Genomic DNA, 14390 nt, shown 5'->3' with positions numbered 1-14390 from the left:
CGAGCACCCGGGGAGTATAGGTCCGGCCCGGTCTCACCCTCCGGCGAACGGCGGGAGGAACTCGACGGTGTCTCCAGGGCGCACCAGCACCGCCGCGGGATCCTCCGAGGAGACGGGACGCTCGCCGATCAGCACCGAGCAGATGCCGATGACGTCGGGCAACCGGCTGCCCGGGTGGCGACCGACCACCTCGGCCCGCAGCTCGGCGAGGGTCAGGGCGCCGGTCACGGCCACCTCCTCCTCCGCGATCCCGGCCGCCGCGCGGGCGGCGGCCCAGTACCGGACTCGGATGACCTGCGTCTCACTCACCTCGACGACCCTTCCCCACTGACGGCGTATGTCGGTATCGTCCCTCATCAGAAAACTGGCCGGGGCCCAACGGTGCGTTTCGGTCTCGACTCGGTGCCGCCACGACGGTGGTGCCGGCGAGGAGGCCAGATGAGCACGCTCCTGTTGTTGACCAGCGCCCTGCAGCCCTCGGCCGAGGTGCTGCCCGGCCTCGCGCTTCTCGGCCACCAGGTGCGGATCCTGCCCGCTGAGGGCAGCGCCCTCCTCGACGCACCCGAGTCGGACCTCCTGCTCGTCGACGGTCGCCAGGACCTCGCCGGCGCCCGCGACCTGTGCCGGCTGATCCGCACGACGGGCACCGACGTGCCCGTCGTCCTCATCGTGACCGAGGGCGGCCTCGCCGTCGTCCACCACGACTGGGGCATGGACGACGTCGTGCTGCACACCTGCGGACCGGCCGAGCTCGAGGCCCGGATCCGGCTGGCGATCGGCCGGCTCACCGCGGCCCGCGACGCCGCGGACCCCGACGCCCACCTGATCCGCTCCGGTGAGGTCGTCGTCGACGAGGCCACCTACACCGCGAAGGTCGGCAGTCGCACGCTCGACCTCACCTTCAAGGAGTTCGAGCTCCTCAAGTTCCTCGCCCAGCACCCCGGCCGGGTGTTCAGCCGCCAGCAGCTGCTGCAGGAGGTGTGGGGCTACGACTACTTCGGCGGCACCCGCACCGTCGACGTCCACGTCCGGCGGCTGCGCGCGAAGCTGGGCCCCGAGAACGAGACCCTGATCGGCACCGTGCGCAATGTCGGGTACCGGTTCGTCCTGCCCACCAAGGACACCGCGTCCGCTCCCGCGGCCGAGGCCGAGGTCGAGAGCCGCGGCGTCTGATCGCGCCAGCCCCCACTCCCGAGGCTACGGCGGGAACGCCGCACGAGAAGGCGGCGGGAGCGAGGAACGAGCGACCGGAGCCGACGAGGGCGGCGCTTCGCGTCGTGCCGAGGTGTGGCCGCCACGCGAACCGGGCCACCTGCCCAAGCCAACGGCGTGCGCGGCAGCGCGGCGCGAGGAACGAGCGACGCGCTCGCGCCATCCCATAAGGTTCGTGCCGTGAACGAGACCGGATGGCTCCCGACCCGGATCTTCATCCGGGGCGCATCGACGGCCGGCTGGACCAGCCCGATGAGCGGGCCGCGCAGCGACCTCGGGTTCCCGCGCGTCATCGAGCGCGAGCTGCTCGCCTCGGGACAGCCGACCGAGGTCCGCTCGGTCACCGTCGGCGGGATGCCGACGTCCACGGTCGTACGCACCTGGGAACGCGACGTGGTCGGCTTCTCCCCCGACGTCGTCATCTACATGGTCGGCCACTACGAGACCCTGCACCTGCTCTGGCCCAACCGGATCGAGCGCCACGCCAACGCGTTCACCTGGCTCCCGCGGCGCCTGTCGACGGCGTACCGGACCAAGGTGTTGCGACCGCTGTGGCGCTCCCTGGTGCGCGCCCAGACGGCGCTCGACCGGCGGCTGCCGCCCCGGTACGGCGAGCGCCGGGTCCGCAACGCGGTCGCCGACATCATGCGCGCCACCGCGCGGGTGCGGGAGATCCAGAGCCCCCTCGTGATCCTCATGGAGACGCCGCTGCCGGGGACCTACGGCGAGCAGCTCTTCCCCGGCATGCCGCACCGCGTCCGCCTCCTCAACCGGCTCCTCGCGGAGGCGGTCGAGGCACGCGGAGAGCACGAGGTGCTCGTCTTCCCCACCAACGAGATCGTCGCGGCGGCGTACCCGGTGCGCGACGACGCCGTCCCCGACGGCTTCCACTTCTCCCCGGACGCGCACGACCTGGTCGGCCGCGCGCTCGCCACCCGGATCCAGGAGTGGACGCGGACCCAGGCACACCTGCGGCAACCCGACTCGGTGCGCCCGCTACGGTCGGAGGGGTGACCTCGGAGCTCCCCCTGCTGTCGGACGCGGCCGCCCTCGACGCGATCGGCCGGGTCCGCGACGCCAGCCGCGAGGCCGACGGGACCGACCCCGTCGACGAGGCGGTGACCCTCCGGCTCAAGCACCACGGGCTCGACGGCAGCGAGGCCTGGGTGACCGGCGACGGGTTCGCGCTGCGTCGCGGCACCGAGCTCGACCTCGTCGTCGCGCCGGCCGCCCGCGGCGAGGGGCTGGGCGCCAGCCTCGGCGCCCGAGCCGTCGCCGCGCCGGGGGCGCTCACCGCCTGGTCGCACGGCGACCACCCCGCCGCCGGAGCGCTCGCCGCGCGCTGGGGGTTCGCCCGCACCCGCGAGCTGTGGGTGATGCGCCGGCCGGCCGCCGTACCGCTGCCGTCCGCGGAGCCGCCCACCGGCGTCCGGATCCGCGGCTACGAGGCCGGCGACGCCGACGCGCTGCTCGCGGTCAACGCCGCCGCCTTCGCCCACCACCCCGAGCAGGGCGGCCTGGACGCCGACGGCCTGGCCGAGCGGACGGCCGAACCGTGGTTCGAGCCGGCCGGCCTGCTCCTCGCCGTCGACGACCACGGCTCCCTGCTCGGGTTCCACTGGACCAAGCAGCACGACGCCACCCTGGGCGAGGTGTACGTCGTCGGCGTCTCGCCCACCGCCCAGGGCCGGGGACTCGGCCGGGTGCTCACCCTCGCCGGTCTGCACCACCTCGCGGCGCGCGGCGTGGCCGAGGTCCTGCTGTACGTCGAGGCGGACAACACTCCGGCGCGCCGGCTCTACGAGGATCTCGGCTTCCGCCACGCGGCGGCCGACACCCACGTCCAGTACCAGCGCCCGGAACTCGCCCGTAACCCCGCGACCGGTGAGTAGATTTACCCACCATGAGCTCTGTCACCGACGGCGAGCCGGGTCCCGAGGACTCCCGGCTCGCTGAGTCGCGTCCTGGACGCGGCCGGGGACGGAGAGGACTCCTGCGGCGTCGTACCGACGACGGGCCGGTGGTCGGCGAGCTCGACGCCGATGACATCCAGGAGCTGCTGCGCCGGAGCAACACGTCGGTGCCGAGCGAGGAGGACCCGGCCGGCGAGAGCGAACCCGCCGACGGGACCTTCGACGACCTCGTGGCGCGCGTCGGCGACCGCACCGGCACGCCGCGCGCGGCCGAGGACGCCGACGTCGTCACCGACGACCTCGGGGACGTCTCCGAGGACACCCTCGTCGAGATACCCGCCGACTGGGCCAGCGTCATCGACCGGTCCCTCGGCCGGCCGCTCGCGGAGATCGATCCGCAGGAGTTCGAGGCCGGGGCGAGCGCCACCGCCGAGGACCCGACGCTGCGGGGAACGTTGACCGACCGGCTGGAGCGGATGCGCTCCGAGCCGGCGGAGGACGCCGCCGAGGAGACGCCCGGTTCGTCGGCCGCGGCCGACGGGGCAGGCCACGGGGGCGAGACGGGCGACTGGTCGGCCATCATCGCCCGCGCCACCCGGCGACCCTTCGGCGACTCGCTCGGTGCGACCGCACCGGCGGCCGAGGCCGAGGATGCCGATCAGCCCGGCGAGCCGGTGGCCGCGTCGCCCGCTGCCGAGTACGTCGACCCGCTCACCGCAGCGGTGTGGCACGACGAGGACACCGGCACCCGCGAGGACGACCCGTCGCCGGAGCCCGAGGCGGTCGTCGGGTCCGAAGGCGAGCCGGAGCCCGAGCCGGTGCGGGCGTTCGAGCCGACCCCGCCCGCGCGGCGGGCGAGCGACGAGGAGGCCGGCCAGCGCGTGATCGCGGCCGCCGTCGACGCGGGGTTCTCCGAGCCGACGCCGGTCCCCCAGGCCAAGGGTCTGGCCCGGCTACGACGACGCCCCGGCGCGAGCACGGCCGCGAAGCCGCAGGCCGGGCCGCGGCCGGAGGCCGTCGAGCCGCCGCTGCTCGAGGAGCCGATCCCGAACCTCACCGAAGGCACCGAGACCCCCCGCCGGCCGGAGGAGGTCCTGGCGCACGCCCGCGCCGAGATCGAGGCCGAGCTGGTCACCCCTGCGGAGACCAGCGGGGTGGCCGCGGACGACGCCGGCGCCGTACCCGACAACGCGGAGGTGGTCGCCGCGCTCGCCGCCCGGCTGCGACGCGACGCCGAGCTCGCCGCCGCCGAGCAGGCCGCCGAGCGGCTGGCCGCCGAGGAGGCCGCCCAGCTCGCCAACCAGGCCCGCGCCGAGGCGGACCGGCTGGCCCAGGAGCAGGCCGAGACCGCCGCTCTGGCGCACCGGGCGCGAGCCGAGGCCGAGGAGCTCGCCCGCACCGAGGCCGCCGCCCGTGAGGCCGCCGAACGGGCCGCCAGGGAGCGGGCCGAGCTCGCCGACGCCGAGTCGGCCAAGCGCGAGGAAGCCGAGCGGCACGCCGTCGCGCAGGCCGAACGCGCCGCCGAGGCGCACGCGGCCCGCCAGGCCGCCGAGGCCCGCGCCCAGGAGCAGGCCGAACTCGTGACCAGCGCCGCCGCGGCCCGGCAGGAGGCCGAGACGGCCGCCGAGTCGTACGCCACCGCGGCCCGCCAGGCCCACGAGGAGCGCGCCGCCGCCGAGGAGCGGGCTCGCGTCATGGCCGAGGCCGCCGCCGTCAGCGCCGCCGAGCACGCCGAGTTCGCCCGCCGCATGCTCGAGGAGCGGGAGGCCGCGGAGCGGAGTTCCGCGGAGATCGCCCAGGCACGAGCGCTTGCCGAAGAGGCCGCTCGCCAGCAGGCCGCCCTGGCCCAGGACGCCCACCGCGCCGCCGAGGCCGCCGAGGAGCGGGCCCGCCTGCTGGCCGAGCAGGCCGCCGCGAGCGCGCAGGAGCACGGCGCCCTGGCCCGTCAGGCCGTCGAGGAGCGGGCGGTGGCCGAACAGGCCGCCGCCGACCACGCCCGCCTCGCCCAGGAGGCCCACCAGGCTCGTGGAGCCGCGGAGCAGGCTGCCCTCGAACAGGCCGAGATGGCGCGGCTCGCCCTCGAGACCGCCGAGGCCGCCGAGCGCCGCGCGGTGGACGCCTCCGAGGCCCGCCGGGTCGCCGAGGAGGACGCCCGCCACCAGCTCGAGCTCGCCGCCGAGGCGCACGCCAGCGCCGTCGAGGGCCTGCGCTCGGATCTCGTCCAGGCCGAGGAGCGGGCACTCGAGCACGCCCGGGCCCGCGAGCAGGCCGAGGCCCGCGCCGCCGAGCTCGCTCGGGAACGCGAGCGCGCCCTGGCCGACGCCGCCGCGCTCGCCCAGCAGGTGGCCCAGATCCGGGCCCGGCTGAGCACCGACGACATGAACGCCGACCCGCCGGCGGTCGCGGAGCCCGTCGCCGTCGCCGCCCTGATCGACCTGCCGGCTGAGCCGGAGCCGGAGTTCGCGGCGATCGCCGAGCCGGAGTCCGAGCCAGTGATGATCGCCGAGCCGGAGCCCGAGCCCGAGCCAGTGATGATCGCCGAGCCGGAGCCGGAGCCGGAGCCGGAGCCCGAGCCGGAGCCCGAGCCGGAGCCCGAGCCGGAGCCCGAGCCGGAGCCGGAGCCCGAGCCGGAGCCCGAGCCGGAGCCCGAGCTGGCGCCGGAGCCCGAGGCCCTGGCACCGGAGCCGGTGGTGGTGGCCGAGCCGGAGCCACTGGACGTCGAGGCGCTGGTCGAGGCCGAGCCGGCCTCCGACGTCCCGCCGGTCGGCGACCTGGCCGCCCAGATGGCCCAGATCCGCGCCCGGCTGGCCGCCGAGACCGCCCCCGCGCCCCAGACGGAACCCGAGCCGGAGCTCACCGAGCCCGACGCCGAGGCCGACCGGGCCGAGCCGGCTGCGGAGATCGCCGACGTCCTCGACACGCCTGTCGAGCGGACCCCCTCACTGCTGGAGCAGTGGCGGGCCACGGCGAGCACGCCCGCGGAGACCGACGAGACCGACGAGTTCCTCGACGACGTCGAGACGCTCGACGTCGCGGCCGAGGACGACGACGCCCCGGCCGTCGCGCTGCTCGACGTGGAGGTTGTCGAGCCGGAGGCCCTTGCGCCGGCAGCCGAGCCCGAGGCCCTGGCGCCGGAGCCGGAGCCCACCCCGGAGCCCGAGCCGGAGCCGGAGGCGCTTGCACCCGAACCCGAGCCGGAGCCCGAGGCGCTTGCACCCGAACCCGAGCCGGAGCCCGAGGTCCCTGCGTCGGCACCCGAGCCGGCGACAGCGGTCCAGCCGGTCCTCGACGAGCCTCTGACAGAGGAGCCCGAGCCCACTCCCCAGCCCACCCCGGCAGCCGCGGCCGCGATGGTCGCCCCGGCGACGGGGGGCAAGCGCGTCCCGTTCCACGCCAAGCGCGGCAGCGACAGCCTCGCGCCACTGGCGATCCTGGGCGCCATCGGCCTGGCCGCGATGGTCGGTCGGATGGCGATCAAGGGCACCCTGGCCGACGACATCGCCTTCAGCGCCATCCTCACGGCCGTGGCCGCGATCCTGCTCGGCTACGCCCTCAAGGCCAGCAACTCCTCGCGCAGCGTCAGCATCGACGAGACCGGTGTCCTCAAGGTCACCCAGGGCGACATCAACAGCACCTTCGACCTGACCAGCCCCAACACCAAGATCGAGCAGACCGGGACCCCGGGTTCGAAGTCGTGGCGGGTGCTCATCCTGCGCCGCAGCATGTCTCCGGTCGTCATCGACGCCCGGATGGTCGACGGGCCCACCTTCCTGGAGGCGCTGCGCCAATGGCGTCGGGATCTGTGACCCGGAGCCGATGACCCGGCCCGACGTCGACCCGGTGGTCGCGCTCCGCCTGGAGCGCGACGATCTGGCCCGTCGGCTCGCCGCCAGCCAGGACGAGGTCACGAGACTGACCACCGAGCTGGAGAGCGCCCGCGCCCAGGTCAGCGCCCTCGAGATGCAGGGGGGCGACTCACTCTCGCTCTTCGAGGGTGAGCCTGCGGCGGGCGACCGGCTGACCGGCGACGGCAGCGATCCCCGGGTGCTGTCGATGGTGCTCGGCGCGACCGCGATCGTGGCCGGCATGGTGGCGCTGCTGACGCTGGTCAACGGCAAGCTCGGCACGCCGTTCGGCGTCGTGATGGTGCTCATCGCGATCGGACTCGGCTGGGCCGCTGCCCGGACCCGTGTCGTACCGGTGGAGGTCAGCGTCGTGCGCGGCGTCGTCTACGTCGAGCAGGGCGAGTCCACGCACCGCTTCGACCTGCGCAAGCCGGGGACCCGGGTCGAGATGGCCGGCCGCCCCGGCGAGACCGGCTGGGCGGTCCGGTTCCCGCGACGTGGCCTGGATCCGTTCGTGATCGACGGCTCTATGGTCGATGCCGAGGAGTTCGTCCGGCAGCTGCGCGAGCACCGCCCCGACCTCTGAGCCCCGACCCGGCGCGCGGGCCGGCCTCAGCCCAGCAGGGCCGCGGCGACCCGGCTGCGTGGCAGCGCGAGGAGCTCCGACATCACGGCACCGGCGCGGACGACCGCCATCAGGTCGACCCCCGTCTCGATCCCGAGGCCCGCCAGCATCCACAGCAGGTCCTCGGTGGCCAGGTTGCCGGTCGCCGACCCGGCGAACGGGCAGCCGCCGAGACCGGCGACCGAGCTGTCGAAGCAGGTGACACCCGCCTGCAGTCCGGCGTACACATTCGCGAGGGCCTGCCCGTAGGTGTCGTGGAAGTGCAGGGCGAGATCCCCAGGTACGACGCCGGCGTCGCCGTGGGCGTCGACGACGGCGCGGACCTGTCCGGCCGTCCCGACGCCGATCGTGTCGCCCAGCGACACCTGGTAGCAGCCGGCGTCGACGAGGGCACGCGAGACGGCCGCCACGCGCGCCGGCGCGACCGGCCCCTCCCACGGGTCGCCGAAGCACATCGACACGTAGCCGCGCACGCGCAGTCCGTGGCTTCTCGCCTCGGCCGCCACCTCGACAGCGGCCGCAAGCGCCTGCTCCAGCGAGCGGTTCAGGTTGCTGCGGGCGAAGGTCTCGGTCGCGCTGACGAACACCGCGACACAGCGCGCGCACGCCTCCAGCGCGCGCTGCAGCCCCGTGGCGTTCGGGACCAGCACCGGGTGGGGGGTCAGGTCCGGCCCCAGCCCGGCGAGTACGTCGGCCGCGTCCGCCAGCTGCGGGACCCAGCGCGGCGAGACGAAGCTCGTCGCCTCGACCACCGGCAGGCCCGCATCCAGCAGGTCGTGGATCAGCTGGATCTTGGCGGTCGTCGGGACGATCCGCTGCTCGGCCTGCAGCCCGTCCCGGGCCCCGACCTCGTACACCGTCACCTCGGCCGGCAGGCCGGCCCCCGGATAGGGAGCCGGCAGTCCGAGGGTGTCCGCGCGCACCGTCACAGCAGCACCGGGACGGTCAGGACCGAGACGTAGTAGGCCATGCACTGCACCCCGACGTGCATGCCGATCACCTTGTTCAAGACACCACCGACCAGGCCGACGGTCAGCATCACGACGACACCCCAGATGCCGCCCTCGTACATCGCGACGACGAGGACCAGACCCGCGAAGGCACCGACCACCGCCTCGTGGCTGAGGTTGCGGGCCACGAAGAGCGCCGCACGGCGGGCATAGGTCACCGTCAGCGGGTACGCGATCAGCGCGGCGGCGAGAACGCCGATCAGGCCGTACACCAGGAACTGTGTGGGGCTGAGGAGCGTGTGCAGGTTGTGGAGCTCGACGCCGTCCCCGCCGACCGTGAAGACGGGCGGGGCGTTGAACAGCGGGGCCGCGGCCCCGGCGGCGATCGGACTGAGCGGCAGGCCGACGGCCACGAGCGGGATCAGCGTCTCCGCCAGGTACGTCGAGTCGGTCACGCCGTTGCGTACCGAGATCACCCGGGTGAGCCGCTGGTAGGCGTGCTTGACGCGAGCGCCGACGATGTCGCCGACCAGGATCGCCATCGCGAGCGGGCTGACGACGAAGGTCAGGCTGGTGACACCCGCCGCGGCCGCGGTCGTCGTCGCCTCGGAGCGGGACAGCACGCGGAGCGGGTTGCGCGGCGCGGCCGCGGCGGAGCCATCGCCCCCGTCCTCGGGCGCCAGCCAGAACGTGGGCCGGCGATCGCGCAGCAGGGACGCTCGGCTCAGCGGCGAGGCCAGGCCGACCAGATCGACGATCATCGGTCCGACGGCGAGTCCCACGAAGAAGCTGATCGCCAGCGTCTTGCCGGTCTCGGCGGCGACGAACGTGTTCAGGCCCGTGATCATCGCGGTCAAGGGCACGAGGGCGATCACCGACGCCCAGCGGCCCTTGGACAGATAGGCGATCGCGATCGCGATGACCGGGAAGAGGTACGGGATGACCTGCTTGATGTCGTCGGCGATCGTCGCGAGCGCGCTGGCGGCGAGCACCGACACCGGGATCGCGATCAGGGCGGACAGCACGGCGGCCGAGACCATCTTGCGCAGCGCGATGTGCGGCACGCCGAGACGCCGTAGCGCGTTCGCCTCCTCCATCAGGGCGATCGCCATGGTGTCGCCCGGGATGCCCAGCAGGGTCGTCGGCACGGCGTGGGTCATGTGCTTGGCTGCCGCGCCGGCGATGAAGAACGTCAGTACGCCGGCCGGGGGCACGCCGAGCAGGACCACCGCGAGCGTCAGCGGGGCGAGGGTCGCCGTCTCGTCGGTGCCCGAGACGAGACCGAGGAGGGAGAAGATGACCGCGCCGGCGAGGCCGGCGAGCAGTGCGGCCGTGATGCCGTCGAGCAGCTCCGCGCTCACCGTGCCGCTCCCGGCTCAACAGCGTCGACCTGCGGCCCGTCCGGCGCGGCCTGCGCGGCGAGACGGCGCTCGGCCTCCTCGAACACCTCGTCGAGGCCGAGACGGCGCAGCTCCTCGCGGCCGGCTGCGTCGAGATCGGACAGCCGCCCCATCCCGAGCGGCTGGCGCGCGAGGTCGAGCGCGGCCTCGATCTGCTGCTCGCGGTCGAGGGTCTGCTCGCTGACGATCCGCTTGGGCTCGAACAGGCGTGCCGACACGATCGCCGCGACGAGACAGGCGAACAGGCCCGCGAGCATGGCGTAGGTCTTGGCGAGGTCCTGGTTCTCCATGGTCGCGGACAGCACCTCGCGTGCGACGAGGAACGTCGGCACGGCGAGTCCCGCCCCCAGCAGAACCGAGATCTTCACGTGGGTCTCGTTGACGGTGTCGCCCCACACCTCTACGAGACCCGCCTCCGGCTCCCGCGAAGCCGCGGCGCCTCCCTGTGACATGACCATTCCTTCCGTGGATCGATGAGGGGTGCTCACGCGCCCGCGATGTCGACGAAGAGCGTGCGGGGCCGGGAGTACTCGCGCAGCGCCTCGACGCCCTTCTCCCGTCCGTAGCCGCTGTCCCGGGTCCCGCCGAACGGGAGCTCGACGCCGCCGCCGGGCGCATAGCCGTTGACATAGGTCTGTCCGACGTCGAGCGTCCGCGCGGCCCGGAGCGCCCGGTCGACGTCCTGGCACCACACCGCCGCGGTGAGCCCGTACCGGCTGTTGTGCGCGGCCGCGATCGCCGCCGCGTCCGAGTCCACCGGCGTGACGGCCAGGAGCGGTCCGAAGACCTCCTCGGCGAACAGCTCGGTGTCCTGGCCGACCTCGTCGAAGAGGACCGGCGGCACGAAGAAGCCACCGAGCTCCTCGGCGGGCGGCTTCGCCTCGGCGGCGATCATCGCGCCCTGCGCGGCGGCCCGCTCCAGGAAGCCGGCGACCCGGTCGGCCTGCGCCCCCGAGACGACCGGGCCGACGGTCGGGTCGGTCAGCCCCGGACCGAGCGTCGCCTCGGTGAAGTACGGCGCGAGGGCGTCGACCAGTCGGCGATGCAGCGACGCGTGGACGACGACGCGGGTGCCGGCGGTGCAGGTCTGGCCCGCGTGGAGCAGGAGTGCGCGGGCGATCACGGGCGCCGCGCGGTCGACATCGGCGCCCTCCAGCACGAGGTGGGCGGACTTCCCGCCGAGCTCCAGCAGGGCGGGGCGCCCTCGATCCGCGCAGGCACGGGCGACCGAGCGGCCGGTGACGACCGAGCCGGTGAACGACACGTGGTCGACGTCAGGGTGGGCGGTGAGCGCGGCGCCGGCCTCGGCGCCTCCCGGCAGCACGTTCACGACACCCGCGGGGAAGCCGGCCTCGCGTGCGAGTCGGGCGTAGGCCAGCGCGACCAGCGGGGCCTCGTCGGCGGGCTTGACGACCGTCGCGTTGCCGGCCGCCAGAGCGGCGCCGACCGACCGCGCCGTGATCTGCGCCGGGTAGTTCCACGGGACCACGTGCCCGGTGACGCCGTGCGGGACGTGCTCCACCACGGCCAGCGACCCGGCACCGAGCGGGATCGCGTCGCCGAGGAAGCCCTCCACCACCGATCCGTAGAACTCGAAGTAGCGGGCGGCCGCGGTGATGTCGGCGCGCCCCTGCGCCAACGGCTTGCCCGTGTCCCGGGTCTCCAGCCGGGCGAGCACCTCGTGGTCGCGACGCACCAGGTCGGCGAGTCGTCGCAGCAGGGCGCCGCGTTCGCCGGGCGGTCGCGCCGCCCAGGCCGGCGCCGCGGTGCGGGCCGCCGCGACGGCGTCCGCGATCTCGTCGCCGGTGGCACTGGCGACGGTGGCGAGACGGCCACCCGTCGCGGGGTCCACGTCGTCGTGCCAGCGTTGCGGCTCGCGCTCCTCGCCGGCGACGTCCAGGCCGAAGGACCCGGGCAGGGCGGTGCTGTGGTCGTCGAGTGCGGGGCGCAGGCTGTCGAGGTCGGCGCGGTCGGTTACGGCCATGGGAGGCTCCTTCTTCTCTGGTCAGCGGCCGGCGGGACGGACGATCGGCTTGATCTCGGTCATCGCGACCATCGCCTCCATCGCGTCGCCGAGGGTGTCGAGGTCGTAGGTGGAGCCGAGCATCCGGTTCCAGTCGAAGCGGTCCTGGTAGCGGTCGAGCGCGAGCATCGCCCGGTGGTAGTCGCCGATCGCGCCGCTCATCGAGCCGGTGACCCGGAGGCCGCGCGTCACGATCGCTGCGACGTCGACCGGTTGCGGAGCGCCGCCCAGCGTGCCCAGCAGGACGTACCGGCCGTTGCGCGCCATCATCCGCACGCCCTCGCCGACGACTCCCGGCGCGCCGGCGAGCTCGAACGCGACGGAGGCGCCGCGGCCGGTGATCGACATGACCTCGTCGATGCGCCCGGCGGGGTCCGCACTCGGGTCGACGAGGACGGTGTGCGTGGCTCCCCACTCGGCGGCGAGGTCGAGGCGGTCCCGGGGACCGCCCACCACCACGAGGCGGCGCGGGCCGTTGAGCGACAACAGGGCCGTCGCGAAGAGTCCGAGCGGCCCGGCACCCTGGACGACGACGGTGTCGTCGCGGTCGACCGAGCCGGCCAGGTCGAGGGCCTTGACGACCGTCCGCAGCGCGCAGCTCCCCGCCGACGCCCAGGCGGAGTCGACGCCGTCGGGGATCCGCACCCGCCCCGCGTCGGGGCGGACGACGCCGTACTCGGCGAAGGTCCCCGTGAAGTGCGGCGGCACGGAGCAGTCGTTGAGATAGCCGATGTAGCGATGCGAGCACAGGACCGGCGTCTGCTCCACGGTGCACTCGTGGCACCGCCCGCACGATGCGTGGGCCCAGACGACCCGATCGCCGACCGCGAGGGGCTGCCCCACGCTGTCGACATCGGCGCCGTCGCCGAGCTCGACGATGCGCCCGGCCATCTCGTGCCCGAGGATCATCGGCAGGGACACGTCGAGGGACAGCTGTCCCTTCCAGGCGTGGACGTCGGACCCGCAGACCGTCGCCGTCTCGATCTCGACGACGAGCCCCCCGGCATCGGCCCGCGGCCGGGGGAAGGTCTCGACGGTGAAGTCCTGGCCGAAGCCACGCAGCACCGCCGCACGTCCTGTCGCGCTCATCTCGCCACCTCCTGGTAGTCGTCGCGTCCATGCTGAGCTTCGAGATCGGCCTCGAGCTCGGCGAGGATCTCGTCGGTGTGCTGACCGAGGGCCGGCGCCGGGCCGAGTCGATCGGCGCCGCCCACGGCCAGCGGGCCGCGCGTCATCACCACGCCGTCGTGCTCCGTGGTCAGCCCGAGCGCCCGGGCCTGCTCGCTGCGAGCCGCCTGATCGGGATCGAGGACCGGCGCGACGAGGACCCCGTGCCGGCGCAGCCGGCCCACGACCTCCTCGACCGTGAACCGGCCGACCGCCTCCTGGACGACACGCTCGACCCGGTCGCGACCGGTGACCCGGTCAGCGTTGGTGCGCCACTGTGGACCCCCCAGCGGGGCAGCCAGGTCCAGCGCGGTGATCAGCCGCTGGAACATCGCGTCGTTGGTCGCGCCGAGGACGACATGACCGTCGCCGGCCCGGAACGCCCGGTAGGGGACGATCGAGGCGTGCGCGCTCCCCCACGGGCGCGGCGCACCCCCGCCGGCCGACGACGATGCGATCACCGTGCCGAGCGCGCTGACCGCGGTGGCGTACAGCGACACGTCGATCCGGCGACCGCGGCCGGTGCGTCCCCGCTCGAGCAACGCCGCGAGCACCCCGTTGATCATGGTCAGTCCGGTCGCCAGGTCGACCATGGCCACCCCGAAGCGCACCGGCTCGCCGCCGGGGACACCGGTGACGCTCATCAGACCGGAGGCGGCTTCCACGATGACCTCGGTCCCCGCGTCGGACGCCAGGGGGCCGGTACGGCCGAAGCCGGTGATGGAGGCGTAGACCAACCGAGGATGGGCAGCCAGGACGTCGTCCGCGGCGAGCCCCAGCCGCTCGGCCACCCCGGGCCGGAAGTTCTCGACGACGACGTCGGCCGTCGCGAGCAGGCGGTCGACCGTACGGCGCCCCTCCGCGGTCGTGAGATCGAGCGCGATGCTCCGCTTGCCGCGGTTGACGGCGTGGAAGTAGGCGCTGGAGTCGCCGACGAACGGCGGGCCCCAGGCCCGGGTCTCGTCCCCGGCTCCGGGCATCTCGACCTTGATGACGTCGGCGCCCAACTCCGCGAGTGACATCGTGGCGTACGGGCCCGCGAGCACGCGGGTGAAGTCGAGCACGCGGACGTGCGCCAGGGGACGGAAGTCGTCCGACGACGGGGCCGGGGTGACGGGAACGGAGGTCATCTCTCACTCTCTCGGCGGCGCCGGGCGTCGCCTCTGCCTGGTGGCGCCGGTCACGTCCGGCGCTATGACGACCGTCACCGTATGCACTGTGCACTTTCTCTGCACGCCTCAATACACATTGATTG

12 protein-coding genes are annotated in these 14390 nt (G+C 74.4%); 5 read left to right on the top strand and 7 right to left on the bottom strand.

Going from position 1 to position 14390, the window contains the following annotated elements:
• Positions 1–33: 33 nt before the first annotated feature.
• On the bottom strand, positions 34–309 hold the full coding sequence (locus RB608_RS06920; RefSeq protein ID WP_308087075.1) for a MoaD/ThiS family protein: 276 nt from the start codon (positions 307–309) through the stop codon (positions 34–36).
• A 129-nt stretch (positions 310–438) separates the two neighbouring features.
• Between RB608_RS06920 and RB608_RS06915 the strand changes: the two genes are divergently transcribed.
• The 5 genes from RB608_RS06915 to RB608_RS06895 all read left to right on the top strand — a co-directional run bounded on the left by RB608_RS06915 (position 439) and on the right by RB608_RS06895 (position 7556).
• Complete coding sequence (locus tag RB608_RS06915) at positions 439–1173, top strand: response regulator transcription factor (protein WP_308087074.1); 735 nt, start codon at positions 439–441, stop codon at positions 1171–1173.
• A 219-nt stretch (positions 1174–1392) separates the two neighbouring features.
• Complete coding sequence (locus RB608_RS06910) at positions 1393–2226, top strand: SGNH/GDSL hydrolase family protein (RefSeq protein ID WP_308087073.1); 834 nt, start codon at positions 1393–1395, stop codon at positions 2224–2226.
• On the top strand, positions 2223–3104 hold the full coding sequence (gene mshD, locus RB608_RS06905) for a mycothiol synthase (protein ID WP_308087072.1): 882 nt from the start codon (positions 2223–2225) through the stop codon (positions 3102–3104). The genes RB608_RS06910 and mshD overlap by 4 nt, the downstream gene beginning before the upstream one ends.
• A gap of 11 nt (positions 3105–3115) precedes the next feature.
• Positions 3116–6931 (top strand): hypothetical protein, encoded by a 3816-nt coding sequence (locus RB608_RS06900; protein ID WP_308087071.1) that lies wholly within the window; start codon positions 3116–3118, stop codon positions 6929–6931.
• Between the two features lie 10 nt (positions 6932–6941).
• Positions 6942–7556 carry a hypothetical protein gene (locus RB608_RS06895; protein WP_308087070.1) on the top strand — a complete coding sequence of 205 codons (615 nt, stop codon included), beginning with the start codon at positions 6942–6944 and terminating at the stop codon, positions 7554–7556.
• Between the two features lie 26 nt (positions 7557–7582).
• On the opposite strand, the gene RB608_RS06890 is transcribed toward RB608_RS06895, so the two are convergent.
• From RB608_RS06890 to RB608_RS06865, 6 genes are all read right to left on the bottom strand, one after another.
• Entirely contained in the window at positions 7583–8518 is a 936-nt protein-coding gene (locus RB608_RS06890) for a hydroxymethylglutaryl-CoA lyase (RefSeq protein WP_308087069.1), read from the bottom strand.
• A gap of 2 nt (positions 8519–8520) precedes the next feature.
• On the bottom strand, positions 8521–9906 hold the full coding sequence (locus RB608_RS06885; protein ID WP_308087068.1) for a tripartite tricarboxylate transporter permease: 1386 nt from the start codon (positions 9904–9906) through the stop codon (positions 8521–8523).
• Complete coding sequence (locus RB608_RS06880; RefSeq protein ID WP_308087067.1) at positions 9903–10313, bottom strand: hypothetical protein; 411 nt, start codon at positions 10311–10313, stop codon at positions 9903–9905. The genes RB608_RS06885 and RB608_RS06880 overlap by 4 nt, the downstream gene beginning before the upstream one ends.
• 116 nt (positions 10314–10429) lie before the next feature.
• On the bottom strand, positions 10430–11929 hold the full coding sequence (locus RB608_RS06875) for an aldehyde dehydrogenase family protein (protein ID WP_308087066.1): 1500 nt from the start codon (positions 11927–11929) through the stop codon (positions 10430–10432).
• 21 nt (positions 11930–11950) lie between these two features.
• The gene (locus tag RB608_RS06870; protein ID WP_308087065.1) at positions 11951–13057 is read right to left on the bottom strand and encodes a zinc-binding dehydrogenase; all 1107 of its coding nucleotides are present in this window, start codon (positions 13055–13057) and stop codon (positions 11951–11953) included.
• Positions 13054–14265, bottom strand: coding sequence for a CoA transferase (locus RB608_RS06865; protein WP_308087064.1), 1212 nt, complete (start codon positions 14263–14265; stop codon positions 13054–13056). The genes RB608_RS06870 and RB608_RS06865 overlap by 4 nt, the downstream gene beginning before the upstream one ends.
• Positions 14266–14390: the final 125 nt, after the last annotated feature.

This window comes from Nocardioides sp. LHD-245 (genome assembly GCF_030929495.1).
Classification (GTDB): domain Bacteria; phylum Actinomycetota; class Actinomycetes; order Propionibacteriales; family Nocardioidaceae; genus Nocardioides.
The sequence above is the reverse complement of the archived record's forward strand: the minus strand, read 5'-3'. Positions and strand labels throughout refer to the sequence as shown.

Coding starts and splice junctions, on each gene's coding strand:
- RB608_RS06915 (WP_308087074.1), top strand. CDS start 439: ATGAGCACGCTCCTGTTGTTGACCAGCGCCCTGCAGCCCTCGGCCGAG.
- RB608_RS06900 (WP_308087071.1), top strand. CDS start 3,116: ATGAGCTCTGTCACCGACGGCGAGCCGGGTCCCGAGGACTCCCGGCTC.
- RB608_RS06895 (WP_308087070.1), top strand. CDS start 6,942: ATGACCCGGCCCGACGTCGACCCGGTGGTCGCGCTCCGCCTGGAGCGC.
- RB608_RS06875 (WP_308087066.1), bottom strand. CDS start 11,929: ATGGCCGTAACCGACCGCGCCGACCTCGACAGCCTGCGCCCCGCACTC.
- RB608_RS06870 (WP_308087065.1), bottom strand. CDS start 13,057: ATGAGCGCGACAGGACGTGCGGCGGTGCTGCGTGGCTTCGGCCAGGAC.
- RB608_RS06865 (WP_308087064.1), bottom strand. CDS start 14,265: ATGACCTCCGTTCCCGTCACCCCGGCCCCGTCGTCGGACGACTTCCGT.